A 26023-nucleotide genomic window follows, 5' to 3' on the forward strand; every position below is an offset into this window, starting at 1 on the left:
GATGGCGTGGGCCTTTCTGCGTTTATGCTCGACTGCATGCGCTATGACCTCGTCATCTTCGACAACGACGGCGTCCTCGTCGACAGCGAGCCGATTTCCAACCGGCTGCTCGCCGCCTACCTGACCGAGCTGGGGCACCCCACCTCCTACGAGGACTCCATCCGCGACTACATGGGGTCGGCCATGCACCGGGTGCACGACCTCGTCCTGGAGCGGACGGGCAGGCGGCTGCCGGACGACTTCGACGACGTCTTTCACGCCCGCGTCTTCGCCGCGTTCGAGCGGGAGTTGAAGCCGGTCGCCGGTGTCACCGGGGTGCTGGAAAAGCTGGCGGCGGACGGGGTGCCGTACTGCGTGGCGTCGTCGGGCAGTCATGAGCGGATCCGGGTGGGGCACCGGACGACCGGACTCGACCGGTGGTTCGAGGAGGAGCGCATCTTCAGCTCGCAGGACGTGGGACGCGGCAAGCCGGCGCCCGACCTCTTCCTGTACGCGGCCGGACGGATGGGCGTAGAGCCCGAGCGGTGTCTGGTCGTCGAGGACTCCCCGCTCGGCGTGGAGGCGGCCGTGGTGGCCGGGATGGACGTGTTCGGGTTCACCGGGATGACGCCCGCGACCAGGCTCGCCGCGGCCACACAACTCTTCTCCGCCATGGGCGAGTTGGCTGACCTGCTGATATGACCGGGGCCATCGGCTCGGGGCTGACATTTGTCATGCGGACCTCCGGACGATCGTTTCTACTGGAGGACCCCTCTCAGCCGCGAAGCTGAGGACATGACGACGAACACGAAGCGCGCGAAGCTCGGCCCTCTGCTGGTGGACGTGGCGGTGCCGGTCGGTGGGTACTACCTGCTCAAGGACGCGTTCGGGATGAGCACGCTCGCGGCCCTGGGGTGGAGCAGTGTGGTGCCCGCCCTGCGGACCGGGTGGAGCGCGGTCAGGGAGCGCAGGGTCAACGCGGTCGCCGCGCTCATTCTCTTCGTCAACGTGGTCGGGTTGCTGCTCAGCCTCGTAGCCGGCGACCCGCGGCTGATGCTCGCCAAGGACAGCGGGGTGAGCAGCGCGATCGGCATCGGGATCCTGGTGTCGGTGGCACTGGGCAGGCCGATGATGACCGAGGGCATGAAGCCCTGGCTGCTGAAGGGGGACGCGGAGCGCGAGGCCGCGTGGGCGCGGCTGGTGGGCGGCTCGGCGGAGTTCCGGCGCGCCGAGAAGGTGTTCTCGCTGGTGTGGGGCGTGGTGCTGCTCGGTGAGTGCGTGGTGCGCGTCGTGGGGGCCTACACGCTGCCCGTGGACACCATGGTGTGGCTCGGGAACGTGATCATGATGGCCGCGATGGTGATCGGGTTCCTCGTGAGCGGGGCGCTCGCCGCCGGGCCGATGGCGCGGATGCTCCTCGCGGAGACCGGTCGCACCGCGTCCACCGCCACCGCATCCACCGCCACCGACCGCGCGACTGTGACCCCGCCCTCCGCTTCCGCCCTCACGGTGGCCGGTGCCGCCGCCGAGTGACCCGGCGAAGCTGAGCAGAATTCATCTTTGACCGGATCTACCCACCGGTAGCCCGGGGCCCTACGCTCGCCGCCATGACAGAAGTGCTGCGGCGCGGTAGGGCCTCGTTGGCGTTCGGCTTCTTCGCCCAGGGCGTCACCTTCGCCCTTCTCGTGACGCGCATTCCCGCCATCCAGGACCGTTACGGCGTCTCCGACGCCCTGCTGCCGGTCTTCCTGGCGGCCGTGCCGATCCTCGCCGGAGTCGGCAGCGTGACCACCGAGCAGCTGGTGAGGCGGGTGCGGCCCAGCCGGTTGCTGCGCTGGTCCCAGCCGGTGGTCCTGCTGGCCCTGCTCGGGGTGGGGGCGGGGGACCGCCTCGCCGGGATGGCCGCCGCCCTCGCGGCGTTCGGGCTGGCCGTGGGCGTGCTGGACGCCTCCATGAACATGCTCGGGGTGAGCCTCCAGCGGTCGTACGGGCGCAGCATCATGCTCAGCTTCCATGCCGTGTACAGCCTGGGCGGGATCCTGGGGGCCTCGCTGGCCTGGGTCGGGGCGCACTGGCATCTGGCGCTGTGGGTGTCGTATCTGCCGGTGGTGGCGGTGCTGCTGCCGGCGACGCTCGTGGGGAGCCGCTGGTACGTGGACGGGGATCCGGCGCCCCCGGAGGAGCCGGGCACCAAGGGCGGGGGTGTCGTCTTCAGGCTGCTGCTGCCGCTGTGCCTGGTGATGACCTTCGCGTACATCGGGGACTCGACCGTCTCCAACTGGAGCGCGAAGTATCTGAAGGACGTGCTGGGCAGCTCGGAGCAGCTGGCGACGGTGCCGTACAACGTGTACATGGTGACCACGCTGCTGGGGCGGGCCATCGGGGACTTCGGGGTGCGGCGGTTCGGGGCCGTGACGGTCGTACGGCTCGGGACGCTGGTGGCGGCCGGCGGGTTCGCGGTGGTGGCCTCGGCGCCCGGGGCGTGGGCCGGGATGCTCGGGTTCACGCTGCTGGGCCTGGGGCTGTGCGTGCTGGTGCCGCAGACGTTCGCGGCGGCGGGACGGTTGTTCCCGGGGGCTTCGGATGCGGCCGTCGCGCGGCTCAACATCTTCAATTACGTCGGCTTTCTGATCGGTTCGCCGTTGGTGGGGGCGCTGGGCGACGCGTGGAGCTATCGCGGGGCGATGCTGGTGCCGATGGTGTTGGTGCTGGTGACGTTGGTGTACGCCAGGTCGTTCGAGGCTCAACCGGACCGATACGGTGGCGGGCATGAGCGGCCGCGCACAGCTGATGTGGGACGAGGCAGTAACGGGGTATGACTTCGGGCGGGACCATCCGATGGATCCGGTCCGCCTGGCCCTGACCCGGACACTGGTCGGCGCCCTCGGGCTCGACCGGGAGACGCAGGTGGTGGCGGCCAAGCCGGCCGGGGAGTCGACGCTGCGGCTGGTCCACCGGGAGGACTACATCGAGGCGGTGAAGGCCGCGTCGGTGGATCCGGCGTCGGCGGACGGGTCGTACGGGCTGGGGACGCTGGACGATCCGGCCTTCGCCGGGATGCACGAGGTGTCCGCGCTGATCGCCGGGCAGTCGGTGGGGGCGGCGGAGGCGGTCTGGCACGGGGACGCGTCGCACGCGGTGAACTTCGCGGGCGGGCTGCACCACGCGATGCCGGGCTCGGCCTCGGGGTTCTGCGTCTACAACGACGCGGCGCTGGCGATCGCGCGGCTGCTCGAACTGGGGGCCGAGAGGGTCGCGTACGTCGATGTCGACGTGCACCACGGGGACGGCGTGCAGGCGGCGTTCTGGGAGGACCCCCGGGTGCTGACGGTCTCGCTGCACGAGCATCCCCGGACGCTGTTCCCGCAGACGGGCTGGCCGGAGGAGACGGGCGCCGAGCGGGCGGAGGGGTCGGCCGTGAACGTCGCGCTGCCGGCGGGGACGGGGGACCGGGGCTGGCTGCGGGCGTTCCACGCCGTGGTGCCGGAGCTGCTCGCCGACTTCCGGCCGCAGGTGCTGGTGACGCAGCACGGCGCCGACACGCACTTCGAGGACCCGCTGGCGCACCTGGCGGTGTCGCTGGACGCGCAGCGGGCGGTGCAGCTGGCCTGCCACGACCTGGCGCACGAGTACGCGGACGGGCGGTGGGTCGCGCTGGGCGGGGGCGGGTACGCGGTGGTGGAGGTCGTACCGCGCTCGTGGGCGCATCTGGTGGGGATCGCGGCGGGGCGGCCGGTGGAGCCGGAGACGGTGATCCCGGAGAGCTGGCGGCAGGAAGCGTACGCGCGGACCCGGCAGTTGGGGCCGATGCGGATGACGGACGGGCGGTGGCCGGTGTCCTGGGCGGACTGGGAGGCGGGGTACGACCCGGCGGACCGGCTGGACCAGGCGATCCTGGCGACTCGGCGTGCGGTGTTCCCGTTGCGCGGGTTGCTGGCGTAGGCGGTCGAGTCCCTGCCGTCATCTCTGTGTTAGGCCGACCGTGGGGTGTTCCGTGGTTCCCGGTACGCCCCCGCTCTCCCTCCGCCACCATCGCACTCGTGTTGAACACCGCCGCACTGCGTGCCCATCTGGTGGGTGCCGGACTGGCCGGGGTCGTGGCCACCACCCGGGAGGCCAGCCTGCGCAGCTATCGGCTGTTCGCGGCCCGGGACCCCCGGACGCTGATCGGAATCGATCCCGAACGGGCGTGGGGGCACCGGGATCTGATCGAGCTGATGGCGCGAAGGTGCGGGGTCTCGGCCGATCCGCGGCACACCGTCGGCCGTGACGTGATCGACCCGGAGCTGACGCTCGTCGCCCTGGGGGCCTTCGCGGACCGGCTCGGGGCGGTCGCCCGACGCGGCGCGTGCGTGCTCCTGGGCACCGGGCACCCGCATCGGCTGCTCGGCTTCTACGCCGCGCTGGCGGACGCGTTGTCGGCGGCGGGATGTACCGTCCTCACCCCGGCGCAGGGTCGCTGTGTCGACATAACGACCCGGTTCGGTCTACGCACGTTCCGCCTCGCCTACGTACGAGGCGTCGGGCTGGTGCGGCCGGCCGGGAGCGAACGCCCCGGTTGTGAGCCCGGCGCACACTCGCACTCGCCGCTCCCGGTTCGGCTGGCGCTGGAGGCGGCCGCGGACGCCGGCGGCCCGCTGCCCGAGCTGGTGATCGGGGACCACGGCTGGGTCTGCGGAGCAGGTCAGCTGGGGTTCGAGGCCATGGGGCTGGCCGATACGGACGACCCCGCGTTGTTCGTGGGGCAGGCGGAGGGGCGCGTGTCCGTCGTCGTTCCGCTTGATGACGGGGTGCGGGCCGCCTACTACCGCCCGCTCGCCCGCTACGTGCTCGATCGAGCGTGTCTGTCGCAGTAGGCCGCCGATGGGTGCACCTCTTCCCCACTTGCATCACCCGCCCCTAGTCTGGGGAGTGAGCACGCAGCGACGAAGAGTCACCGGAAGGGGAAGCCGGTGGCCGTCGAGTGCGGAAGGTGCAGGTGTGTCATGGCTGCAGCTGGCGAGAGGCCTCTGAACGAGGTTCAGTTCCTTACCGTGGCGGAGGTCGCCTCGGTGATGCGAGTGTCGAAGATGACCGTGTACCGGCTGGTGCACAGCGGTCATCTGCCCGCGATCCGGGTCGGGCGGTCCTTCCGCGTCCCGGAGCAGGCGGTTCACGAGTACCTCCGTGAGAGCTATGTGGGGGTGGAAACCGCCTGACGGCGAGCGACCAGAAGATTGCCCGGAGGGATCCGTATCGGCAGTACAGGGCACCTCCGGGTCCCTCCGGACACCTCGATTAACAAGAGCGGCGCTCCTGCGGGTAGGCTGACCCCTCGTAGGTCGTGTGGGCCCATGGCGCCCAAACACCGAGTGATGAGAAGTGAGCGAGGGTAGTCGTGGGCTCTGTTATCAAGAAGCGGCGCAAGCGGATGGCCAAGAAGAAGCACCGCAAGCTGCTGAAGCGCACGCGCGTCCAGCGTCGCAACAAGAAGTAGTGACGTCCGTCGCGCCGTGATCCAGTGAATGATCCAGTGCGCGGCATCGCGAGAGCGTGACCGCGGCCCCCCACCTCACCGGGTGGGGGGCCGCACGCGTTCCTCACCTGGTGGGGGCATTTTCGTCACTTCGTGCAGCCGGCGGTCATCACAGCGCAACACCGACCCGATAGGTTGGCGTACACGGGGAACGCGGTGTGCGACAGGAAGGCGCTGATCGTGGGACAGGTCGTGCTGGTGACCGGAGTGGCCCGCCGGCTCGCGGGCCGGTTCGTGCGGCGGATCCAGCGAGATGCGCAGGTGGACCGGGTCGTCGCCGTGGACGCGGTCCCGCCGGAGCACCATCTGGGCGGCGCCGACTTCGTCCAGGCGGACATCCGTCAGCCCACCATCGCGCGGGTTCTCGCCGAGACCGGCGCCGACACGGTCGTCCACATGGACGTCACCGGCACCGCGCTGGGCGGCGGCAGCCGGGCGACGGTCAAGGAGACCAACGTCATCGGCACCATGCAGCTGCTCGGCGCCTGCCAGAAGTCGCCGAGCGTCAAGCGGCTGGTGGTGAAGTCCAGCACCAACGTCTACGGCTCCGCCTCCCGTGACCCGGCGGTGTTCACCGAGACGACTCCGGCCAAGTCCCTGCCCAGCGGTGGCTTCGCCAAGGACGCGGTCGAGGTCGAGGGATACGTCCGCGGCTTCGCGCGGCGGCGGCCGGACGTGGCCGTGTGCGTGTTCAGGTTCGCCAACATCCTCGGGCCGACCGTGGACACCCCGCTGGCCTCCTACTTCGCGCTGCCGGTGCTGCCGACGGTGTTCGGCTACGACCCGCGGCTGCAGTTCGTGCACGAGGACGACGTGATCGAGGTGCTGCGGATCGCCTCGCACGAGGCGCGCCGGGGCACGCTGAACAGCGGCACCTTCAACATCGCCGGTGACGGTGTGCTGCTGCTCTCGCAGTGCTCGCGGCGGCTGGGCCGTCCCACGGTGCCGCTGCTGCTGCCCGCCGTCACGTGGGCGGGCTCGTTGGTGCGTACGCTGGGTATGACGGACTTCTCACCGGAACAGATCCGGCTGCTCACCCACGGCCGGGTCGTGGCCACCGATCAGATGCGCGAGACGCTGGGCTTCACACCCAAGTACACGACCGCGGAGACGTTCGCGGACTTCGTCCGCAGCCGCGGCCCCGGACTGCTGCCGCCGGAGGCCCTTGCGGGGGCCGTCGACCGGATCGCCGCGCTGTCCCTCCGGGGCAGCGGCCACCCCCCGACGCAGAGCGCCAACTGAGGAGCGCAGCAACGATGGCGGACGCCAAGGTCATTCCGTTCGACGACGACCGGTCCCGCGGGGGCGGCGGAGCACGGCCGTCGCGGCGCCGGAGCGCGGGGAGCCGGCGCTCTGGCGCCGAGCCCGCGGTCGTCCGGGAGGTGCAGCCGCTGCCGGCCAGGGCGGCCGCACCGGAGGGCGGTCCCCGGTCCGGCGAGGGTCCGCAGGACCGGCCGGCGCTTCAGACGGGGCCGTCGCGCTCGTCGCTGCCGTCGCCGCCGGCGCGCGAGCCCGGGGAGGGCGAGGGCGTACGCGGCGGCCTGGAGCGGCGTGTCGCGAGCGGCCTGTCGTTCCTGCGCCGGCGCCTGACCGGGGAGTACGACGTCGACGACTTCGGTTACGACGCCGAGCTCACCGACCAGGTGCTGATGTCCCTGCTGCGGCCGGTGTACGAGAAGTACTTCCGGGTCGATGTGAAGGGCATCGAGAACATCCCGAAGGAGGGCGGCGCGCTGATCGTCGCCAACCACTCCGGGACGCTGCCGCTGGACGGGCTGATGATGCAGGTCGCCGTTCACGACCACCATCCGGCCGGGCGGCATCTGCGGCTGCTCGCCGCCGACCTGGTCTTCGTGCTGCCGGTGGTCAACGAGCTCGCCCGCAAGCTGGGCCACACGCTCGCCTGCACGGAGGACGCCGAACGGCTGCTGGGGCAGGGCGAGCTGGTCGGGGTGATGCCGGAGGGGTTCAAGGGCATCGGGAAACCTTTCAGCGAGCGCTACAAGCTCCAGCGGTTCGGCCGTGGCGGTTTCGTCTCCACGGCGCTGCGGCAGGGCGCGCCGATCATTCCCTGCTCGGTCGTCGGGGCGGAGGAGATCTACCCGATGATCGGCAACGCCAAGACCCTGGCCCGTCTGCTCGGCTTCCCGTACTTCCCGCTGACGCCGACGTTCCCGTGGCTGGGCCCGCTGGGGGCGATCCCGCTGCCGACGAAGTGGACGATCCAGTTCGGCGAGCCGATCCGGACAGACGGGTATCCGCCGGAGGCGGCGGAGGATCCGATGCTGATGTTCAACCTGACCGACCAGGTCCGTGAGCAGATCCAGCACACGCTGTACAAGCTGCTGGTGCAGCGCAGGTCGGTGTTCTTCTGAGTTCCGCGGTGCCACGACGACGGGGCGCCCTCGTGCTGAGGGCGCCCCGTCGTCGTGGACCGGTCTTCACCTGTGGCGTACGCCTTCGCCGTACGCCTACTTCGCGTCCTCGCTGTCGATGCCGAGGCCGGGGAGGAGGCCCGGGAGCAGAGGCGGGATGGTCACGTCCGGACCGCCGGCGGGCGGCTTGCTCTCGGAGGGTGAGGCGCTGCCGCTGGCCTTCGGCGGGTCGAGCAGGCCGCCGGTGGTGCCGCCGAGCAGGCCCTCGCTGCTCTCGCCGCCGGAACCGGCCGAGGTGCTGGGGCTGCCGCTGTGGGACTGGTGGCCGCCCGAGGGGGTGCCGGTGCCGGGCCCGGCGGACCGGTGGGAGCCGGGCGGCTCGGAGGAGGCCCGAGCACCGCTTCCGTGCTGCGCGCCGTCGCCGTCGCCGTCTCCGGAGGCGGGGGGCTGGGGGAGCAGTGACTGGAGCGGGGCGACCTCTTGGTCTATGGCGTCGAACACCGACGACACCTGGTCACTGACGTCGCCGAGCTGCACCGGCAGCTTCTCGCGCAGGGCGCCCCAGGTCTCGCGGTGGGCCTTGGAGAACGTGGAGAGGGCCTGGATGGGGCCGAGGTGGTCGGGGTCGCGCTCGTACGCCTCGTGCAGCAGGCGGTGGCCTTCGGACGCGTCGTGCTGCATCCCGCTCAGGGTGCGGCGGATCTCGCCGAGGGACTCGTGGTCGAGGTGGCCGCCGCGGCCGCGGTCGAGGAGCCGGCGGGCCTCGTTCAAGCGGGTCGAGGCCAGGTCGAGGTAGGCCTGGCCCTGCTCGTCGGCGCCGTCGGTCAGGTAGTTGAGCTTGAAGTCCTCGATGCCGCGCTTCAGGCCGTACAGCGAGTCACCGGGGAGGGCGTCGGAGCTGGCGGCGGCCACACCGCCGAAGGCTCCGGCGGCCACACCCACGCTGAGTCCGCCGGCCGCCAGGCCCTTGGTCAGCCGCGTGCGCGGCCGCAGTTTCCCCAGGCCGCTCGCCCGATGGGCGCCTTTGCCCCGATGAGATCTCTGGCCGGGCACTGACAGGTCACTCGCCTCGCCCGCCGCGGTGCCCTCCTGCATCATGGCCTCCATCGCGGCCACCAGTTGGGCCCGCTGGACGACCTTGACCTCGGGGTCCAGCTCCGGCCGGGACAGCGCGCCCAGACCGTCGGCGAGAGCCAACAGGCGGCCCTGCTCGGTCTGTTCCGCGGCTGCCGGGGCGGGAGCCGGTCCTTCGGACTGCTCGGCCGCCGTGCCCCGGTCGGACAGCTCCTCCAGGGCCTGGGCGAAGGCGTTCGCCCGCCGGTGCGCCGATACGTTCGCGATCACTGGCGGCACCTCCTCTCGTCATGACGGTCGACTCCCCCGGGGTCCTGGGGGTTGCCCGCCCACGTCCACACCACCCGAACGAGTGATCAGCGTGGGCCAAGGCGTGACCACAGGGAGCCTGTATCACGCACAACGAGCGGCTCGGCACTTCGGTTACGGACTCCGGAGCATCCGATCGGTAAGTCAACGTGCCGTGACGGAGCGTGAGTTGGGTGTCGCCGAGCGTGGGCCGGTCAGCGGGCGTCGTCCGGCAGGAGCCGGGCGAGGGTGCGCACGGCCCGGTACTGAAGGGTCTTGATGGCGCCCTCGTTCTTGCCCATCACGCGGGCGGTCTCCGCGACGGAGAGGCCCTGGAGGAAACGGAGCGTGACGCATTCCTGCTGCTGGGGGTTGAGTCGTCGTACGGCGTCGAGGAGGGCGGCGTTGGACAGGGACTCCAGGACGGAGTCCTCGGGGGAGCGCTCGACCTCGTTGGCGTCGAGCATCTCGCCGGTGGTGACCTCCAGGCGGAAGCGGCTGGACTTGAAGTGGTCGGCGACGAGGTTGCGGGCGATGGTGACCAGCCAGGCGCCGAAGTCACGGCCCTGCCAGGTGAAGGTGCCGATGCGGCGCAGGGCGCGCAGGAACGTCTCGCTGGTGAGGTCCTCGGCGGTGGCCTTGCCGCCCACGCGGTAGTAGATGTACCGGTACACGGTGTCGCTGTACTGGTCGTAGAGGCGGCCGAAGGCCTCGGCCTCGCCGGCCTGGGCGCGCTCGACGAGGTCCATCATCCGGGCGCTGTCGCTGTCCGCGGCCGGGCGGCGGGCGGTCGCCCCGGCGGACGGGCGCCCGCGTCTGCCCACGGCGGCGGCGCCGCCCTCGGCCAGCGCGTAGCACGGGCCTACGGGGGCGGCGGTGGCGAATGCGGGGCCGGCGTACGCGGTGGGGACGAGGCCGCGCAGCAGGTCGAGGACCGTTGCGCGGAGCGTAGCCAGGCCCGAGGCGTCAACCCCGACGTGTGGGTACACGGGACTCCCAGAGGCAGAGCTTCCATCACGTGCAGTGCGGAACCGTTCACCCGTCGTGGCGACGGAGGGGTACCGGTTTGCGTCTGAGGAGAATAACGCTTCGTGCAGGCACTGCTACACCGAGTTGCTCAAATCATCGATTACGTCGCTTCCGTAACCGATTGACGCCCTATCAAGTGCCGCAGAATGACCGTTTGTTGACCGGTCTGGTCCGGGTTCGGTGTCGGTCGGGGGCGTGTTGTGGCGGTGTACCGCCAAGGGGAATGGCCAGAGCGGTGCACGGGTATGTTCGGTCGTTTGATCGGAATCCGGGTGCGTCGCACATGCGTGAGCATTGCGGGGCCCTCCGGGGGCTTCGGGTTCCGTCTCGGGTGGCTCTGGTTACTCTCTGTGCAACCGCTACCGGCGGCGACGGTGGAGGGCGATGGCGGCCGCGGTGCCGCCGGCCACTGCGCCGACGCCCGCGGCGGCGGGGATGCCGACCTTGGCGGCCTTGCGGCCGGTGCGGTAGTCGCGCAGGCGCCAGTCCATCTCGCGGGCGTGGCGGCGGAGTTTGGCGTCGGGGTTGATGGCGTAGGGGTGGCCGACCAGCGACAGCATGGGAATGTCGTTGTGGGAGTCGCTGTAGGCGGCGCAGCGGGACAGGTCCAGGCCCTCCGCCGTCGCCAGGGCGCGCACCGCCTCGGCCTTGGCCGGGCCGTGCAGCGGTTCGCCGACCAGGCGTCCGGTGTAGACGCCGTCGACCGACTCGGCCACCGTGCCCAGTGCGCCGGTCAGGCCGAGGCGGCGGGCGATGACCTGGGCGATCTCCACCGGCGCGGCGGTGACCAGCCAGACCTTCTGGCCGGCGTCCAGGTGGGCCTGGGCCAGCGCCCGGGTGCCCGGCCAGATCCGCTCGGCCATGTACTCGTCGTAGATCTCCTCGCCGATGGACTTCAGCTCGGCGACCCGGTGCCCCTTCACGATGGACAGCGCCGAGTCGCGGGCGTCCTGCATGTGCTCGGGGTCCTCGACGCCGGCCAGCCGGAACCACGCCTGCTGCCAGGCGAACCGGGCGAGGTCGCGGGTCTCGAAGAACTTCCGCTTGTACAGGCCCCGGCCGAAGTGGAACAGCGCCGCGCCCTGCATGACGGTGTTGTCCAGGTCGAAGAAGGCCGCGGCGCGTTCGTCCCCGTGCACCGGGAACTCCGCCTCCTGCGGGGGCGCTACGACCTCCGCCTCCTGCGAGGACTTGCGCGCGGCCTCCGCCGAGGCCTCGCCTGCCAACACGCTCCGCGCGGTGGCGGAGCGCCTACGGGGGGTGAGCCATGCGAGAGCGGCCATGGCGTGAGCATAGCCAGTCTGTTCGGTGGTTCCGGAGCCATGAGGTTCGCGGGCTGTGAACTCTGCGCGTCCGTGTCGTTAAAGGGATCGTGGGACCGGGCCCGCGGGAACTGGTGAAAGCGGTCGTGGGAAGCGGTGGGGACGTGCCGGGGGAGGGGCGACAATGGCCGACATGAGTCCCCTCTTCCGCCGTAAGCCCCCCGCCCCCGGGGACCGGCTCGTCACGCTCGTCCGCAAGCCCGGCTGTCATCTGTGCGACGACGCGCAGGCCGTCGTCGAGAAGGTCTGCGCCGATCTCGGCGTGCCGTGGGAGCAGAAGGACATCAGCGAGGACGCGCGGCTGTACGACCAGTACTGGGAGCAGATCCCCGTCGTGCTGATCGACGGGGATCAGCACACCTTCTGGCGTGTGAACGAGGAGAGGTTGCGCAAGGCGCTGACCGGCGGGTCCGTGTGACGGCCCGGTCCGGGAACTGACCGACGAGTACAAACTGGCCGGAAGTCGCTTAGGATCGACGGCGACCTGGTCTCGGGGGTGGGGATCGTAGAGGAGCGTGTGCGGTTTTGCCCCCGACAAAGAAGGAACGCGGGTGTGAGTGCGCCGGTTCCCCGCGCGTGCGCCGGGGGCGCGTGACCCCGGTCACGTTGGCCGGGCAAATCGGACACAATCTTTGTGCACGCGTTCACAAAGACATAGCCTGCTGTCGACGGGGCGGTCTGGGGACGTATGACCGCCCACAGCCCCGCTCTACCCGCAGGAGCACCGTGGCAACTGGCCGAACTCACCGACCGGCGACCCGTAGCCGAGGGATTCCCGAGGCCACCGTCGCCAGGCTTCCGCTGTACCTCCGAGCCCTGACCGCGCTGTCGGAGCGCTCGGTACCCACGGTCTCCTCCGAGGAGCTCGCGGCCGCGGCGGGTGTCAACTCCGCGAAGCTGCGCAAGGACTTCTCCTACCTCGGTTCCTACGGGACCAGGGGCGTCGGCTACGACGTCGAGTATCTCGTGTACCAGATCTCCCGTGAACTGGGGCTCACCCAGGACTGGCCGGTTGTGATCGTCGGTATCGGTAACCTCGGCGCCGCGCTCGCCAACTACGGCGGCTTCGCCTCCCGTGGCTTCCGGGTCGCCGCCCTCATCGACGCCGACCCCGCGATGGCCGGAAAGCCCGTCGCCGGCATCCCGGTCCAGCACACCGACGACCTGGAGAAGATCATCCAGGACAACGGTGTGTCGATCGGCGTGATCGCGACCCCCGCGGGCGCCGCCCAGCAGGTCTGCGACCGGCTCGTCGCCGCCGGGGTGACCTCCATCCTGAACTTCGCGCCGACCGTGCTGAACGTCCCGGACGGCGTGGACGTGCGCAAGGTCGACCTCTCCATCGAGCTGCAGATCCTCGCCTTCCACGAGCAGCGCAAGGCCGGCGAGGAGTCCGCCGCCGACACCCCACTGCCCGGCGCCGCTGCCGCCGCCCGCAAGGCGTCCGCCGACCAGGGGCCCGACGGGGACGTCCCCGCCGTGATGCCGGCATGAGTCTTCTCGTCGTCGGACTGAGTCACCGCAGCGCCCCGGTCAGCGTGCTGGAGCGGGCTTCGCTGAACACGGACGCCCAGGTCAAGCTGTTGCAGGACACCGTCGCCGCGGAGCCCGCCACCGAGGCCGCGCTCCTGGCCACCTGCAACCGCATCGAGCTGTACGCCGACGTGGACAAGTTCCACGCCGGTGTGGCCGAGCTGTCCACCCTGCTCGCCCAGCACGGCGGCGTCGGCCTGGAGGAGCTCACCCCCTACCTCTACGTCCACTACGAGGACCGGGCCGTCCACCACCTGTTCTCGGTGGCCTGCGGGCTGGACTCCATGGTCGTCGGCGAGGGCCAGATCCTCGGCCAGATAAAGGACTCCCTGGGCCGTGCGCAGGAGCTGCACACCGCCGGGCGGCTGCTGAACGACCTGTTCCAGCAGGCCCTCAGGGTGGGCAAGCGCGCCCACTCCGAGACCGGGATCGACCGTGCCGGACAGTCCCTGGTCACCTTCGGCCTGGAGCAGCTGTCCGCGGGCACGGCCGTCACCGACTGGGCCCGCGGCAAGAAGGCCCTGGTCATCGGCGCCGGCTCGATGTCGTCGCTGGCCGCCGCCACGCTGGCGCGCGCCGGGGTCGCCGAGATCGTGATCGCCAACCGCACCCAGGAGCGCGCCGAGCGCCTGGCGCTCCTGCTCGAAGAGCAATACGGACAAGGTCTCACCGAGGGCGACGACACGGACGTGCTGGCCCGCGCGGTACCGATGAACGCGGTGCCGGCCGAGCTGACACGTGCCGACGTCGCCGTCTCCTGCACCGGCGCGACCGGACTGGTCCTGACCGCGGAGTCGATCGCCGCCGCGGTCGAGGGCCGCACGGGCGCACCCGCCGCGGAACTCGACGGCGAGAGCCTGGACGGCGAGAGCCCGGCCGAGGACGCCGGGGAGCGCCGTACGGCCGTGAAGACGGACGTACGCGAGACCCCGCTGCCGCCCGCCACCCTCGGCGCCGAGGAGGGCTGCCCGCTCGACCTGGCCTCCGTGGAGCCCGGTTTCTCCCTGCTGGGCGAGTCCGCCGTCGCCGGCATCGACGCGGCCACCCTGGAGCAGCACGGCACCTGGGTGGACAACGGCACCGTGGACCGCCGGGAGCACGCCGACCGGGCCGTCGAGGCCGACGCCGAGCTGATCACCGCGCTCGCCGCGACCGTCGCCACCGTCGGCCGCGTCCCCGAGCTGCGCAGGCCCGAACCGGTCGCCGTGGCGCCGCGCCCCGAGCCGGTGCTGTTCCTGCTGGACCTGGCCATGCCGCGGGACGTCGACGCGGCCGTGCACCGGCTGGCCGGGGTGCGCCTGGTGGACATCGAGTCCCTCGCGGAGGCCTCCGCGGACGCGCCCATGGCGGCCGACGTCGACCAGGTCCGCCGTATCGTCGCCGGCGAGGTCGCGGACTTCGCGGCGGCCCAGCGGGCGGCGCACATCACGCCCACCGTCGTCGCCCTGCGCACCATGGCCGCCGACGTCGTGGCCAGCGAGATCGCCCGCCTGGAAGGGCGGCTGCCCGGCCTGGACGGCAAGCACCGGGCGGAGATCGCCCAGACCGTGCGGCGCGTCGTCGACAAGCTGCTGCACGCGCCGACCGTCCGGGTCAAGCAGCTCGCGGCCGAGCCCGGCGGCGCCGGGTACGCGGACGCGCTGCGCACCCTGTTCGACCTCGACCCGGAGACGGTGGCCTCCGTCTCCCGGGCCGACGAAGACTCCGAGAAGAACGGCAAGAACCGAGGGCCGGCATGAGTACCAAGGCACTGAAGCTGGGGACCAGGCGAAGCAAGCTCGCCATGGCCCAGTCCGGGCAGGTGGCGGACGCCGTGAGCCAGGTGACCGGACGGCCCGTCGAGCTCGTCGAGATCACCACCTACGGCGACGTCTCCCGCGAGCACCTGGCGCAGATCGGCGGCACGGGCGTGTTCGTCGCGGCGCTGCGCGAGGCGCTGCTGCGGGGCGAGGTGGACTTCGCGGTTCATTCGCTCAAGGACCTGCCCACCACGCAGCCCGACGACCTCGTCCTGGCCGCGATACCCGAGCGCGAGGACCCGCGTGACGTGGTCGTCGCCCGGGACGCGCTGAAGTTCACCGACCTGCCCCGCGGGGCGCGGATAGGCACCGGCGCGCCGCGCCGCATGGCCCAGCTGAACGCGTACGCCCGCGCCCACGGCCTGGACATCGAGACGGTCCCGATCCGGGGCAACGTCGACACGCGTATCGGATACGTCCGCGGCGGCGAGCTGGAGGCGGTCGTGCTGGCCGCGGCCGGACTGAACCGGATCGGCCGCAGCGACGAAGTGACCGACTTCCTGTCGGTCGACACGGTTCTGCCCGCCCCCGGCCAGGGGGCCCTGGCGATCGAGTGCACCGCGGGCAACGCGGAACTCCTCGCCGCGCTCGCCCAGCTCGACGACCCGTTCACGCGGGCCGCCGTGACGGCCGAGCGGTCACTGCTCGCCGCCCTGGAGGCCGGTTGCAGCGCCCCTGTGGGCGCCTTGGCCGACCTGCTGGCCGACGGGCAGATTGTCAAGGAAATGCGCCTGCGCGGCGTCGTCGGTACGACCGACGGCTCCACGCTGGTGCAGCTGTCCACCACCGGTCCCGTGCCCCAGACGCACGACGATGCGATGGCGTTCGGTCGCGAACTCGCCACCGAGATGCTCGCCCAGGGCGCGGCCGGTCTGATGGGGGAGCGAGCACATTGAGCCCCACCACCCTTCCTGCCGCCGGTCCGGAGCACGGGCACGTCACCTTCCTCGGTGCCGGACCCGGAGATCCGGGACTGCTGACATTGCGCGCCGTCGAGGCGCTGGCGAACGCGGACGTCCTCGTCGCCGAGCACGAGGTGCTCGACGTCGTACGCACGCACGCCCGCCAGGGCGTCGCCGTCGTGCACACGGACGCGGATCCCTCGTCGGACCCCGTTCCGGGCACGGGCACACCCCAGCTCACGGTTGTTGACAGCACGTCAACAACCGTCGGAGCCCCCGCGGTGCGGGATGCCGCACATCTTGTCATGGAGGCTGCGCGGGGCGGCAGGCGGGTCGTCCGTGCGGTGTCCGGGGACCCGGGACTTGATACGGACGCCGCCGCCGAAATGCTCGCCTGCGCCGCGGCCGGGGTGCCCTTCGAGGTCGTCCCCGGCATCGCGACCGCCGTCGGCGTGCCCGCGTACGCCGGTGTGCCGCTGCGCGACGCCGAGGGCACCGACGTACGGTTCGTCGACGCCCGCACCGCCTCCGACCGCTGCTGGACGGAGGTCGGCGCCTCGGACGGCACGGTCGTGGTGTCCACGACGCTGGACTCGGTGGCCGCGGCGGCCGGCGAGCTGGTGTCGGCCGGCCGCAAGCCGGACACCCCGATGACGGTGACCGTCGCCGGTACGACCACCCGTCAGCGCACCTGGAGCGCCACCCTCGGCACGGTCGCGCAGACCCTGAAGCAGGCCAAGGTCCTGCCGTCCCCGGACGGCGGCCGGCCGGTGATAGCGGTGGTCGGTGAGCGCGGCGCCGCCGCGCAGCGCGACCAGCTCTCCTGGTTCGAGTCCAAGCCGCTGTTCGGCTGGAAGGTGCTCGTGCCGCGCACCAAGGAGCAGGCCGCGTCGCTCTCCGACCAGCTGCGCTCCTACGGCGCCGTGCCGCACGAGGTGCCCACGATCGCCGTGGAGCCGCCGCGCACGCCCCAGCAGATGGAGCGCGCGGTCAAGGGCCTGGTCACCGGCCGCTACGAGTGGATCGCGTTCACGTCGGTCAACGCGGTCAAGGCGGTCCGCGAGAAGTTCGAGGAGTACGGCCTGGACGCCCGCGCCTTCGCGGGCATCAAGGTCGCGGCGGTGGGCGACCAGACGGCCAAGGCCCTGATCGCCTTCGGCGTGAAGCCCGACCTGGTGCCGAGCGGCGAGCAGTCGGCGGCCGGCCTCCTGGAGGACTGGCCGCCCTACGACCCGGTGTTCGACCCGATCGACAGGGTCTTCCTCCCGCGCGCCGACATCGCCACCGAGACGCTGGTGGCGGGCCTGATCGAGCTGGGCTGGGAGGTCGACGACGTCACGGCCTACCGGACCGTGCGCGCCTCGCCGCCCCCGGCGGAGACCCGCGAGGCGATCAAGGGCGGCGGCTTCGACGCGGTCCTGTTCACCTCGTCCTCCACGGTCCGCAACCTGGTCGGCATCGCGGGCAAGCCGCACAACGTGACGGTGATCGCCTGCATCGGCCCGGCGACGGCGAAGACGGCGGAGGAGCACGGCCTGCGGGTCGACGTCATGGCCCCGGAGCCGTCGGTGCACAAGCTGGCCGAGGCCCTGGCGGAGTTCGGCGCGAAGCGCCGGGCCGCGGCCCTGGAGGCCGGCGACCCGGTGACCCGCCCGAGCGAACGCCGCCCGGGGGCGCGGAGGCGTCGCTCGACGACCTGAGGCGAGTCGAGGCGGTTGGAGCACCCTTGCGGGGCGCTCCAACCGCCTTTCAGCGCTCGGTGGCGGCGTACGGCAGGAAGGTCGCCCAGGCGGTGGGGGTGAGGGCGAGGCGGGGGCCGGTGGGGTTCTTGGAGTCGCGGACGAGGACGTGCGTCTCGTCGGGGGTGGCCACCTCTACGCAGTCGGGGCCGTCAGGCGTGCTGTAGCTGCTCTTTATCCACTCCAGCTTCATGTCTCTCCAAGCACTTTCTCGATGAAGGCCAGTGACTCCCGAGGGGTGAGAGCCTGTGCGCGGATGATCCCATAGCGGATGTCCAGCACCTGAACCTCTTTCGGCTCGGTGATCATGCGGCTGACGAGTTGGACCTCGTTGTGTCCGACAGTGCTGCCATCCCGTAGCCGCAGCAGCCTGAACGAACCTGCCAGACCGGCGTTGTCCTCCCGGTCCAAGGGCAGGACCTGCAAGTCGATGTTCCTGAACCGCCCGGCGTCCAGCAGGTGTTCGAGCTGCCTCCGCATGACCATCCTGCCACCGACAGGGCGCCGCAGCGTCGACTCGCATTGGACGAAGCTGAAGACCCGCAATGGTGCTTCAGTGAGGATCTTTTGGCGTGCCAGGCGGGCGGCCACCTGCTGTTCCAATTCCTCTTCCGTGAACGGCGGCCGCCGGGTGGCCATCGACGCGCGCACGTACTCCTCCGTCTGCAACAGCCCATGGATCACGGAGTTGTTGTACGCACACAGCTCGACCGCATCCGCCTCCAGCCTCTTCAGGTCCCGCACCCTCTTCGGATACCGGACCTCCGCCAGATCCCCCTTCATCGCCGCGATCCGGCCGCCTGCGCCCAACACCTCATCCGCGTTGTCCAGGTACTCCGGCCGGGGAATCCGCCGCCCTCGCTCCACCGAGGAGACCAGCTCCTCCCCGTAACCGATCGCCGCCCCGAACTCGGCCTGGGTGAGACCGGCGGCCTCCCGCCACAGCTTCAGTTGCCGGGAGACCGTCCGCATCACGGCCCCGGCCTCGTCGTCCTCCAGCCCCGCGTCCCAGTCGCTCAAGTCCGCCGCCCTCCCGTCGCCAGTCACCCCGTACGGCCCGGACGTATCCGGACACCACGCGGACAGCCCTCCTCCGCACGGGCTGCCGTTCTTCACAGGCTAAGCACGCGCGGACACGCTGAGTGACGTGAACGAGCAAATCTCCACCCTCCAGATCCCGGCGCGTCAGTTCTGCGTCCCCCTCTCCGCGACCCGGCGCGGTGCCCGCCTCGGCCGGCTGCTCGCGACCGAGCAACTGCGCTCCTGGGAGCTGCCGTTGGATCCCGCTCGGCTGATCGTCGCCGAACTGACGGCGGACGCCGCGCTGCACGGCAGGGTTCCCGGCCGGAGCTACCGGCTCGCTCTCGAGGTGACGGTCGAGGGCGTTCTGCGGATCGAGGTCACCGACACGCGCGGTGACGTACTACCGTCCCGGCAGGCCACCACCGAACCGGCCGAGTCCGGCTACGGTCTGCTGCTGGTCGAGGAGTTGGCGGATCGCTGGGGCGTACGAACCGGCCCGGCACCGTGCAAGACGGTGTGGGCCGAACTCGACCCGGCCGGGCGGCCGTCGGACTTCGCACCGGAGCCGGGAAGCGTGTGATCCGGTGGGGCGGGACCCGGAGCTTCGGGCGGTAAAAGACCAAAGAACCCAGGGAAATAACCAACCAACCCAACCAAACCTCGCAGAGGTCACTCGGCCGGGTGAAACAGGCCGGTGTGGCTGGCGCATATGCGGTTCGGACGTGCAGTCTCGCCCCGAGGCACGTCACCGCCTCCACAAGCCCACACATGCATCGGCCCCCGCCGGGACGGCAATCCCAGTGCGAGGGCCTGACCATCGAGGAAGAAGAGGCCTTCCCCATGGCTGAGATGAAGCCTAACGCCGCCCTGCGCCCGATTCAGGGTCTTCGGCGATCCGCCACCCACTTCGGTGTCACCCACGTACGCACGTACCAGTCCGGTCAGTACGTCGTCGTCGGCAACCACCTCGCCCAGCACCGCGAGCTGTCGCTGACCGCCATCGGACTCGCGACCCATATCCTGTCGGTGCCCGAGGGCACCCCGGTCGACATCCGCAGCCTCGCCGAGCGCTTCCCCGAGGGCCGGGAGCGGATCGCGTCCGCGCTGCGCGAGCTGGAGGCACACGGCTACCTGGAGCGGGTCCGCGAGCACACGGAGGCGGGTCGCCTGGTGACGAGGACGTACGTCCACCACACTCCCGCCCCGGCCTCAGCCGCCGCTTCTCCCGCGCCCCTTCGCGTGGCCGGGCGCCCGGCGCCGACCCGCGCCCGCGACCGTCAGCCCGTGGCAGACGCGGATGCCCAGGCAGCGCCCGAGGAGGACGATCAAACCCCTCGGCGGCAGTCGCCCGAACCCGAACCCGAACCTGTGCCCGCAACGGCGTCGACAACGCCGAAGAGGCGCGGCCCTGGTGAGCAGGAGTACGACAGAGCCGCGGCCCTCCTCGCGGGCCTGCGCGGCACCGACAACCGCCTCATCCTCTCCCGCCGCGACGTGGACCGGCTCGCGCCGGCCGTCACCGCCTGGTTCGACAGCGGGGCGACAGCGGCCGTCATCCACCACGCCCTGACCGGCGGGCTTCCCGCCGAGCTGAGGAACCCGGCGAAGCTCATCGCCTACCGTCTCGCTGAGCTGCTGCCCGTACCGCTGCCCGCCCGTCCCACGCCTTCACCGGTGGTCGCGACGCAGGGCGGGACGACGGCCCCCCGGCCCGATCCGTTCCAGACCTGCGACGGCTGCGAGCGCGCCTTCCGCGCCCCACGCCCCGGCGGCCGTTGCCGCGACTGCCGAACCGCTTCCAGGGACACGAACGAGGTGGCGCGCGCGGCCTGAATCAAGGGACCCGGGCGCGGACGACGATGGTCCCCGGCCCCTGTTCACCAGGGGCGGGAAGGCATTCCGCCCGTACATCCGTGAAGCCGTGCCGGTGTGCGAGTTCGGCCCATGCCTCAGGTGGATGGCACCAGCGGTCGACCGTCGTCTCCCTGCCTGCGGGGCCCTTGCCGTACATGGGTTGTCGGCCGCGTAGATGGTGAGGGGTCTCGCCGTGGGAGAACGCGAACACGCCGCCTGGGCTCAGCCGCTTGGCGACGAGTGGGAACAGCTCGTCGGGCTCGGTGAACCACACGGCTCCCCAGATCGAGAACACCGCGTCGTACGCGTCCTCGGTATCGCGTAGGTAGGAGCAGGCCTCTCCCTCCACGAAGGTAAGGCCGGGAACGTCCTTCCACCACCTGCGAGCACGCTCGACCTGAACGGGGGAGAGGTCCAGTGCGGTGACGCGCACTCCCCGGCGGGCCAGCCAGGATGCTTCCCGGCCCTCAGCCGCGCCCAACTCCAGAGCTGTGCGCGGCCGTCCCAGTAGCTCGACTCCGGGACCGTGGCCCTCGTACTGCGTCCACTCGAAGGCGAGTACCTCAGGAGCCGGTGTCGGGCCAGCGCGGTCCGGTTTGTAACGATCCCAGAAGGCGACCGGGGTGTGTGGCGTGTTGGGCATGTGTTTCCTCGAGAGGACGGGGATCGGTGCCGGTGTGGCACCGTAGCCGTGACATCCCCTGCGACACGCCATGGAGACACGAACGGGCCCGGGTACCCACAGCGGGGACCCGGACCCGTACGGCGTGACCGATCAGTGGCAGTTCTCACCCGGCCTGCACGGACCGCACTTGGCGAAGTCGCGCTCCCACAGCTTCCAGTCCACGGGGAAGCCGTTCTCGGCGATGATGTGAGCCGTACGCTCCACCGAGCCGTCGTACTTGAACTCGATCTCCGGGATGTGCTCCAGGAACCGGCCGTCGAAGTGTTGGACGCAGAACTCACGGTAGTTCTTCGTGTCCAGGATGAAGACGTGGACGGCGATGTCGACCACTCGGCCGCAGCACATTTCCAGCCCCTGTCCCCACTTCTCCATCGCCGTGATCAAGTACGACACGGCCGCGCCGAACAGTCGCTCGGCCATGACCTCGTCGAACGGGTGGTCGCGCATCAGAAGCTGGATCTCCCGATCCCAGACCTCCGGCTTGACGTAGTCCCTGGGGTCCCGCCTCGCGGGAACCGTCTCCGGGATGCTCTCAAGGGCTGTTGCCACAGTGGGTCTCCTCCCGTGCGCCGTGTGCCCGCTCACTGCCGGCGGGCCGCACCACCACGGCACCACGCCACCAGCCGGCGCCATCGTCAACGGGCAGACCCCGCAGACGGTGTGCAGGAAATGCACGTCCTGTAGGCGTGCCGGTCTGCAACCCCTACCGTGGACAGACGGTCCTGCTCCTGCCGTGGGGGAGGCGTGATGCAGCGCACCACTGATCCGCTGTGGAACTCGTCCAGGGTCCGCTCGCTCGTGGCGCGGTGTGATCCGGGAGGTCTGATCAGGCTGGGCAGGATGTGTCGCGGCTGGCGTCAGGCCGACCTCGGCCGCCGACTTGGTTGCTCGGCGTCCACCGTCTCGCGGCTGGAGAGGCCCGGCCGCGTCAGCGATCTCCGGCTGTTACAGCGAGCCGCGTACGAGGTCGGCGTGCCGTCGGATGTCCTGGGAGCGGCACTCGGTCTCGTGGGCCTGCAAGCCACTAAAGTTGCGCCGAATGGTCCACATCACACCGAGGAGGACCCGATGCGACGCCGCACTCTGCTCGCAGCGGCAGGGCTGGCCGTCCCCGCGTCTGTTCTGCTCGGCGTGGAATCGGCCCTGGCGGAGATGCCTGCGCCTTCCGGCTCGCCCATGCCCATCGACGTGCGTCTGGCCCGTGCACGTGCGCTCTTCGACACCGGTGAGTACTCCGGTCTTCTGAAAGCGCTGCCGGACCTTCTTTCCACGGCGCATGACCGCATCCGGGACCGCGCTGAGATTGACTATGCGCGTCTGTCCGCCTGTTACTCGCTGGCGGCGCAGGTTCTGGTGAAGATCGGGCGTTACGACCAGGCACGACTCACCGCGGACCGCGCGAGTCTCTACGCGGACTTGTCCGGTTCCCCGCTGGCCTCGGCCGCGGCGGCTCGTGAGCTGAGCATCGTCCTGCGTCACCAGGACCAAGCGGGCACGGCACAGCGGCTCGTCCTCAACGCCGCGTCCAGAGTCGAAGCCACCGGGCTGAAGACCGAGGCCCAGGCGGCGGCATACGCGCAGGCTGCTGTGTACGACGTCGTACACAGCAGCCTGCGCGAATGATCGCGATCAGGCGCAGTCGATGATCCGCGAAGCGGCGCGGGCCTCACGTGACCTGCCGGCTGCCGCGCCGTCCGGTCGCCTCTTCGGGATCACCCCCGCATCCGTGTCCCTTTACCAAGTAGGGGTTCATTAGGCGCTCGGAGACGCCGGAGCCGCGATCAAGGCTGGCCTGCGGCTCCACCAGGACCAGTTCTCGACTGCGGAGCGCAGGGCCCGCCTCCACACGGACATGGCTCGCGCCTGGTGGCAGTGGGGGATGGCCGAACAGACGGCACAGTCGCTGTTGAATGCCTTCCGAGTGGCTCCCACAGAGGTCCGGGACCGGCCGAGCATGCGGGCGATCGTCACGGAGCTCCATCGCTCGCACCCGCGCGTCAGCGGAGTTCGTGAGCTTGCTCGTGCGGTCGTCGCCGAATAGGCGGTGCGCCCGGCCGGGCCGAAGTGTGCTCGGACGCTGGTGGATGCGCACCGCCAGGCCGGTCAGACCTGCGTGGTGATGCAGAACGGGTGGCCGGCGGGGTCCAGGAGGACTCGCCAGCGGTCGGGGGACGGCTGGTGGTCGGGCTTGGCGGCGCCCAGGGAGAGCAGGCGGGACTCGGCGGCCTCCAGGTCGTCGACGCCCAGTTCGAGGTGGGCCTGGATCGGCTGGGCGGGGTCCGGCCAGGTGGGGCGGCGGTAGTCGGTGAGGCGGTTGAAGCCCAGGCCGGGCGTTCCCTCCTGGGCGAGGAAGACGAAGTCGTCGGTAGAGAAGGCGACGGGCAGGCCCAGGGCCTCGCCGTAGAAGCGGGCCAGTTCCGCGGGGTCGGGGCAGTCGAAGGTGACCGCCGCGTAGCGGAACGTGGGGGCGGAGTCGGTGTTCTCAGCGCTCATGCTTGAGGACGGTAGAAGGTGACCCGGACAGTTCCGGTCCTGGTTCTGCCCGGTCCGTGGAAAACTTCGGAAGGTGATCAGTGCCTCCGCCCGTCTGCTTCGGCTGGTCTCCGTCCTCGCCGCCCGGCCGTCGTGGACCTGTGCCGAGCTGGCCGAGCGGATCGGGGTCACCGAGCGCACGGTGCGGCGCGACATCGCCAGGCTCCGCGAGATCGGCTACGTCGTCGAGTCCGAGCCCGGTCCGTGGGGCGGTTACCGGCTGCGGGCCGGCTCCCGGGTGCCGCCGCTGATCCTGGACGACGAGGAGGCCCTCGCCGTGGCGGTAGGGCTGCGCGAGGCGGCGCTGAGCGGTGCTCTCGGCGGTGACCAGGCCGCGCTGTCGGCGCTGCTGAAGCTGCGGCAGGTGCTGCCGCGGCGGATCGCGGACCGGCTGGGCGAGATGGACGCCGCCTTCGTGCACACCCCGAGAGCCAGCGAGCCGCAGATCACGCCGAACATGCTGCTGGAACTGGCCGCCGCGTGCCGCCGGGGCGAGCGTGCCCGCCTGTCGTACCGGGACGTGAAGGGACGGGCCACCGTCCGGGACGTCGACCCCTACCGTCTCGTCCACACCGGACGCCGCTGGTACTTCGTCGCCCGGGACGTGGCACGGGGCCAATGGCGTACGTTCCGGGCCGACCGCGTCGCGCGGCTCCAGCCGACCGGGCAGCCGGTGGACCTGGCCGACCCGCCCGACCCGGCGCAGCTCGTCTCCCGCTCCACGGCGAACGGCCCCTACCCGCTGAGCGCGACGATCCGGCTCCCCCTGCCCATGGACGAGGCACTGCGAGTGATCCCGGCGACGGTCGGCACGCACCGGCCGGACGGCCCCGACGCCACGGTCGTCGACGTCGGCGGACCCGACGCGGACGGGCTCGCCCGGTACCTCGTCGGCCTGGCCGTACCCCTGCGGGTCCTGGCCCCCGACGCCGTACGCCACGCCCTGGTGCGCCGTACCCGGGACCTGCTGGAGGTCAACGCGGACGACGGGGCGTGTGCGGGCGACCGACTCGGCGTCGGCAAAGGCACGGGACCGGCGGGCGTAGCGTAGAGGGCATGACGAAGTACGGATCCTTTCCCGGTACGCGTCCTCGTCGGCTGCGCACCACTCCCGTGATGCGCCGCATGGTCGCCGAGACACGGCTGCACCCGGCGGACCTGATCCTGCCCGCGTTCGTGCGGGAGGGCGTGAGCGAGCCCGTGCCGATCGAGGCGATGCCCGGGGTCGTGCAGCACACTCGGGACAGCCTGAGGAAGGCGGCCGCTCAGGCGGTGGCGGCCGGGGTCTCCGGGATCATGCTGTTCGGCGTGCCGGAGGAGTCCAAGAAGGACGCCCTCGGGACGGCCGGGACCGATCCGGACGGGATTCTCCAGGTCGCGCTGCGCGACGTACGGGCCGAGGTCGGGGACGAGCTGCTCGTCATGTCCGACCTGTGCCTGGACGAGTTCACCGACCACGGGCACTGCGGCGTGCTGGACGCCGAGGGCCGCGTCGACAACGACGCCACGCTGGAGCGGTACGCCGAGATGGCCCAGGTGCAGGCCGATGCCGGCGCCCATGTCGTCGGGCCCAGCGGGATGATGGACGGGCAGATCGGTGTCGTCCGTGACGCGCTGGACCAGATCGGGCGGGAGGACGTCGCCATCCTCGCCTACACGGTCAAGTACTCCTCCGCCTTCTACGGGCCCTTCCGGGAGGCCGTCGGTTCCTCGCTGAAGGGCGACCGCAAGACCTACCAGCAGGACCCGGCGAACCTGCGCGAGTCGCTGCGCGAGCTGGCCCTCGACCTGGAGGAGGGGGCCGACATGGTGATGGTGAAGCCGGCCGGGCCCTACCTCGACATCCTCGCCCGGGTCGCCGACGCCGTGGACGTGCCCGTCGCCGCCTACCAGATCTCCGGCGAGTACTCGATGATCGAGGCCGCCGCCGAGAAGGGCTGGCTCGACCGGGACCGGGCGATCCTGGAGACCCTGACCGGCATCAAGCGGGCCGGCGCCCGGAACATCCTCACCTACTGGGCGACCGAGGTCGCGCAGAAGCTGCGCTGAGCCGGGGCGGCGGCCGCGGCGGGGCACGGCCGCCGCAGCGTGTGCGAGGGGCCCTCGTCGCGCAGGCCCTCGCCGTCGTGACAGGCCGTCAGACTGCCGGCCGCGAGGACGGCGAGAGCCGCGGCCGCGGCCAGCCGGCGGGTACGGACGGTGCGTGCGGGCATCGTTGGGGTCAGAGGTCGTACGAACATGCGGTCAGCCTCGCCTGTGGCCCGCCCGGCGCGCCACAGGCGGCCGCGGATGTGGGACGGCGGGACGGCCGAACCAGCTTTGAGCTGCGGGGACATCCTCCCACTCGAACGCGTTCCGGGACGCCCGCAGCGCC

At 71.2% G+C, this 26023-nt stretch carries 28 protein-coding genes; 19 read left to right on the forward strand and 9 right to left on the reverse strand.

What is annotated here, in order from left to right:
- The first annotated feature begins 36 nt into the window (after positions 1 to 36).
- The 9 genes from R2S09_RS21810 (at position 37) to R2S09_RS21850 (ending at position 7869) form a co-directional block, all read left to right on the forward strand.
- Positions 37 to 681 carry an HAD family phosphatase gene (locus tag R2S09_RS21810; protein WP_306190093.1) on the forward strand — a complete coding sequence of 215 codons (645 nt, stop codon included), beginning with the start codon at positions 37 to 39 and terminating at the stop codon, positions 679 to 681.
- Between the two features lie 93 nt (positions 682 to 774).
- Positions 775 to 1512, forward strand: coding sequence for a VC0807 family protein (locus tag R2S09_RS21815; RefSeq protein ID WP_316742736.1), 738 nt, complete (start codon positions 775 to 777; stop codon positions 1510 to 1512).
- A 74-nt stretch (positions 1513 to 1586) separates the two neighbouring features.
- Entirely contained in the window at positions 1587 to 2798 is a 1212-nt protein-coding gene (locus R2S09_RS21820) for an MFS transporter (RefSeq protein ID WP_306190091.1), read from the forward strand.
- A complete protein-coding gene (locus R2S09_RS21825; RefSeq protein ID WP_306190090.1) occupies positions 2749 to 3921 on the forward strand; it encodes an acetoin utilization protein AcuC in 1173 nt (390 codons plus the stop codon). Before R2S09_RS21820 ends, R2S09_RS21825 begins: the two co-directional genes overlap by 50 nt.
- A 98-nt stretch (positions 3922 to 4019) precedes the next feature.
- Entirely contained in the window at positions 4020 to 4835 is an 816-nt protein-coding gene (locus tag R2S09_RS21830) for a phosphatase (protein WP_306190089.1), read from the forward strand.
- A 129-nt stretch (positions 4836 to 4964) separates the two neighbouring features.
- A complete protein-coding gene (locus R2S09_RS21835) occupies positions 4965 to 5177 on the forward strand; it encodes a helix-turn-helix domain-containing protein (protein ID WP_004984898.1) in 213 nt (70 codons plus the stop codon).
- Positions 5178 to 5356: 179 nt separating this feature from the next.
- Positions 5357 to 5455 (forward strand): 30S ribosomal protein bS22, encoded by a 99-nt coding sequence (locus R2S09_RS21840; protein WP_003948845.1) that lies wholly within the window; start codon positions 5357 to 5359, stop codon positions 5453 to 5455.
- Positions 5456 to 5674: 219 nt separating this feature from the next.
- The gene (locus tag R2S09_RS21845; protein ID WP_306190099.1) at positions 5675 to 6736 is read left to right on the forward strand and encodes an NAD-dependent epimerase/dehydratase family protein; all 1062 of its coding nucleotides are present in this window, start codon (positions 5675 to 5677) and stop codon (positions 6734 to 6736) included.
- Between the two features lie 14 nt (positions 6737 to 6750).
- Positions 6751 to 7869, forward strand: a complete 1119-nt coding sequence (locus R2S09_RS21850; protein WP_316742739.1) for a lysophospholipid acyltransferase family protein — start codon at positions 6751 to 6753, stop codon at positions 7867 to 7869.
- A gap of 96 nt (positions 7870 to 7965) precedes the next feature.
- Here R2S09_RS21850 and R2S09_RS21855 read toward each other — a convergent pair whose 3' ends face one another.
- The 3 genes from R2S09_RS21855 to R2S09_RS21865 form a co-directional block, all read right to left on the reverse strand.
- Positions 7966 to 9213, reverse strand: a complete 1248-nt coding sequence (locus tag R2S09_RS21855; RefSeq protein WP_316742741.1) for a DUF5667 domain-containing protein — start codon at positions 9211 to 9213, stop codon at positions 7966 to 7968.
- Positions 9214 to 9446: 233 nt separating this feature from the next.
- Positions 9447 to 10220, reverse strand: a complete 774-nt coding sequence (locus tag R2S09_RS21860) for an ECF subfamily RNA polymerase sigma factor, BldN family (protein WP_030174146.1) — start codon at positions 10218 to 10220, stop codon at positions 9447 to 9449.
- A 399-nt stretch (positions 10221 to 10619) separates the two neighbouring features.
- Positions 10620 to 11543, reverse strand: a complete 924-nt coding sequence (locus R2S09_RS21865; RefSeq protein WP_316742743.1) for an HAD-IB family hydrolase — start codon at positions 11541 to 11543, stop codon at positions 10620 to 10622.
- 163 nt (positions 11544 to 11706) lie between these two features.
- Between R2S09_RS21865 and R2S09_RS21870 the strand changes: the two genes are divergently transcribed.
- The 5 genes from R2S09_RS21870 to R2S09_RS21890 all read left to right on the forward strand — a co-directional run bounded on the left by R2S09_RS21870 (position 11707) and on the right by R2S09_RS21890 (position 17516).
- A complete protein-coding gene (locus tag R2S09_RS21870) occupies positions 11707 to 12000 on the forward strand; it encodes a glutaredoxin family protein (RefSeq protein ID WP_316742745.1) in 294 nt (97 codons plus the stop codon).
- 308 nt (positions 12001 to 12308) lie between these two features.
- Positions 12309 to 13076 carry a redox-sensing transcriptional repressor Rex gene (locus R2S09_RS21875; RefSeq protein ID WP_306190081.1) on the forward strand — a complete coding sequence of 256 codons (768 nt, stop codon included), beginning with the start codon at positions 12309 to 12311 and terminating at the stop codon, positions 13074 to 13076.
- Entirely contained in the window at positions 13073 to 14854 is a 1782-nt protein-coding gene (locus R2S09_RS21880) for a glutamyl-tRNA reductase (protein ID WP_306190080.1), read from the forward strand. Before R2S09_RS21875 ends, R2S09_RS21880 begins: the two co-directional genes overlap by 4 nt.
- Positions 14851 to 15810, forward strand: a complete 960-nt coding sequence (hemC, locus tag R2S09_RS21885) for a hydroxymethylbilane synthase (protein ID WP_316742748.1) — start codon at positions 14851 to 14853, stop codon at positions 15808 to 15810. Before R2S09_RS21880 ends, hemC begins: the two co-directional genes overlap by 4 nt.
- A complete protein-coding gene (locus R2S09_RS21890; RefSeq protein ID WP_316742750.1) occupies positions 15807 to 17516 on the forward strand; it encodes a uroporphyrinogen-III synthase in 1710 nt (569 codons plus the stop codon). Before hemC ends, R2S09_RS21890 begins: the two co-directional genes overlap by 4 nt.
- A 49-nt stretch (positions 17517 to 17565) precedes the next feature.
- Here R2S09_RS21890 and R2S09_RS21895 read toward each other — a convergent pair whose 3' ends face one another.
- Together R2S09_RS21895 and R2S09_RS21900 are read right to left on the reverse strand one after the other, a co-directional pair.
- Entirely contained in the window at positions 17566 to 17748 is a 183-nt protein-coding gene (locus R2S09_RS21895) for a DUF397 domain-containing protein (protein WP_306190077.1), read from the reverse strand.
- Positions 17745 to 18575 (reverse strand): helix-turn-helix transcriptional regulator, encoded by an 831-nt coding sequence (locus tag R2S09_RS21900; RefSeq protein ID WP_316742751.1) that lies wholly within the window; start codon positions 18573 to 18575, stop codon positions 17745 to 17747. The genes R2S09_RS21895 and R2S09_RS21900 overlap by 4 nt, the downstream gene beginning before the upstream one ends.
- 118 nt (positions 18576 to 18693) lie before the next feature.
- Here R2S09_RS21900 and R2S09_RS21905 point away from each other — a divergent pair, with 118 nt between their 5' ends.
- A complete protein-coding gene (locus R2S09_RS21905; RefSeq protein WP_399144395.1) occupies positions 18694 to 19158 on the forward strand; it encodes an ATP-binding protein in 465 nt (154 codons plus the stop codon).
- Positions 19159 to 19418: 260 nt separating this feature from the next.
- The gene (locus tag R2S09_RS21910; RefSeq protein ID WP_316742753.1) at positions 19419 to 20411 is read left to right on the forward strand and encodes a helix-turn-helix domain-containing protein; all 993 of its coding nucleotides are present in this window, start codon (positions 19419 to 19421) and stop codon (positions 20409 to 20411) included.
- 1 nt (position 20412) lies between these two features.
- On the opposite strand, the gene R2S09_RS21915 is transcribed toward R2S09_RS21910, so the two are convergent.
- Both R2S09_RS21915 and R2S09_RS21920 read right to left on the reverse strand, forming a co-directional pair.
- Positions 20413 to 21075, reverse strand: a complete 663-nt coding sequence (locus R2S09_RS21915) for a trans-aconitate 2-methyltransferase (RefSeq protein ID WP_306190073.1) — start codon at positions 21073 to 21075, stop codon at positions 20413 to 20415.
- 132 nt (positions 21076 to 21207) lie between these two features.
- Positions 21208 to 21666 (reverse strand): hypothetical protein, encoded by a 459-nt coding sequence (locus tag R2S09_RS21920; RefSeq protein ID WP_316742754.1) that lies wholly within the window; start codon positions 21664 to 21666, stop codon positions 21208 to 21210.
- Positions 21667 to 21864: 198 nt separating this feature from the next.
- On the opposite strand from R2S09_RS21920, the gene R2S09_RS21925 reads away from it, so the two are divergent.
- Positions 21865 to 22740 (forward strand): helix-turn-helix transcriptional regulator, encoded by an 876-nt coding sequence (locus tag R2S09_RS21925; RefSeq protein WP_316742755.1) that lies wholly within the window; start codon positions 21865 to 21867, stop codon positions 22738 to 22740.
- Positions 22741 to 23220: 480 nt separating this feature from the next.
- Here the strand turns inward: R2S09_RS21925 and R2S09_RS21930 are convergent, their stop codons facing one another.
- Positions 23221 to 23610: a VOC family protein gene (locus R2S09_RS21930; RefSeq protein ID WP_306190071.1), complete on the reverse strand. Its 390-nt coding sequence runs from the start codon at positions 23608 to 23610 to the stop codon at positions 23221 to 23223.
- Between the two features lie 73 nt (positions 23611 to 23683).
- Here R2S09_RS21930 and R2S09_RS21935 point away from each other — a divergent pair, with 73 nt between their 5' ends.
- Together R2S09_RS21935 and hemB are read left to right on the forward strand one after the other, a co-directional pair.
- Positions 23684 to 24700, forward strand: a complete 1017-nt coding sequence (locus tag R2S09_RS21935) for a YafY family protein (protein ID WP_306190070.1) — start codon at positions 23684 to 23686, stop codon at positions 24698 to 24700.
- Between the two features lie 5 nt (positions 24701 to 24705).
- Entirely contained in the window at positions 24706 to 25698 is a 993-nt protein-coding gene (gene hemB / locus R2S09_RS21940) for a porphobilinogen synthase (RefSeq protein ID WP_306190069.1), read from the forward strand.
- Here the strand turns inward: hemB and R2S09_RS21945 are convergent.
- Positions 25662 to 25889, reverse strand: coding sequence for a hypothetical protein (locus tag R2S09_RS21945; protein ID WP_316742758.1), 228 nt, complete (start codon positions 25887 to 25889; stop codon positions 25662 to 25664). The two genes, hemB and R2S09_RS21945, sit on opposite strands and share 37 nt — an antisense overlap.
- Between the last annotated feature and the right edge of the window lie 134 nt (positions 25890 to 26023).

Source organism: Streptomyces sp. MK7, from assembly GCF_032658145.1.
GTDB lineage: Bacteria > Actinomycetota > Actinomycetes > Streptomycetales > Streptomycetaceae > Streptomyces > Streptomyces spiralis.

Coding starts and splice junctions, on each gene's coding strand:
- R2S09_RS21945 (WP_316742758.1), bottom strand. CDS start 25,889: ATGTTCGTACGACCTCTGACCCCAACGATGCCCGCACGCACCGTCCGT.
- R2S09_RS21910 (WP_316742753.1), top strand. CDS start 19,419: ATGGCTGAGATGAAGCCTAACGCCGCCCTGCGCCCGATTCAGGGTCTT.
- R2S09_RS21850 (WP_316742739.1), top strand. CDS start 6,751: ATGGCGGACGCCAAGGTCATTCCGTTCGACGACGACCGGTCCCGCGGG.
- R2S09_RS21880 (WP_306190080.1), top strand. CDS start 13,073: ATGAGTCTTCTCGTCGTCGGACTGAGTCACCGCAGCGCCCCGGTCAGC.
- hemC (WP_316742748.1), top strand. CDS start 14,851: ATGAGTACCAAGGCACTGAAGCTGGGGACCAGGCGAAGCAAGCTCGCC.
- R2S09_RS21815 (WP_316742736.1), top strand. CDS start 775: ATGACGACGAACACGAAGCGCGCGAAGCTCGGCCCTCTGCTGGTGGAC.
- R2S09_RS21835 (WP_004984898.1), top strand. CDS start 4,965: ATGGCTGCAGCTGGCGAGAGGCCTCTGAACGAGGTTCAGTTCCTTACC.
- hemB (WP_306190069.1), top strand. CDS start 24,706: ATGACGAAGTACGGATCCTTTCCCGGTACGCGTCCTCGTCGGCTGCGC.
- R2S09_RS21915 (WP_306190073.1), bottom strand. CDS start 21,075: ATGCCCAACACGCCACACACCCCGGTCGCCTTCTGGGATCGTTACAAA.
- R2S09_RS21870 (WP_316742745.1), top strand. CDS start 11,707: ATGGCCGACATGAGTCCCCTCTTCCGCCGTAAGCCCCCCGCCCCCGGG.
- R2S09_RS21895 (WP_306190077.1), bottom strand. CDS start 17,748: ATGAAGCTGGAGTGGATAAAGAGCAGCTACAGCACGCCTGACGGCCCC.
- R2S09_RS21930 (WP_306190071.1), bottom strand. CDS start 23,610: ATGAGCGCTGAGAACACCGACTCCGCCCCCACGTTCCGCTACGCGGCG.
- R2S09_RS21810 (WP_306190093.1), top strand. CDS start 37: ATGCGCTATGACCTCGTCATCTTCGACAACGACGGCGTCCTCGTCGAC.
- R2S09_RS21825 (WP_306190090.1), top strand. CDS start 2,749: ATGAGCGGCCGCGCACAGCTGATGTGGGACGAGGCAGTAACGGGGTAT.
- R2S09_RS21925 (WP_316742755.1), top strand. CDS start 21,865: ATGCAGCGCACCACTGATCCGCTGTGGAACTCGTCCAGGGTCCGCTCG.
- R2S09_RS21865 (WP_316742743.1), bottom strand. CDS start 11,543: ATGGCCGCTCTCGCATGGCTCACCCCCCGTAGGCGCTCCGCCACCGCG.
- R2S09_RS21820 (WP_306190091.1), top strand. CDS start 1,587: ATGACAGAAGTGCTGCGGCGCGGTAGGGCCTCGTTGGCGTTCGGCTTC.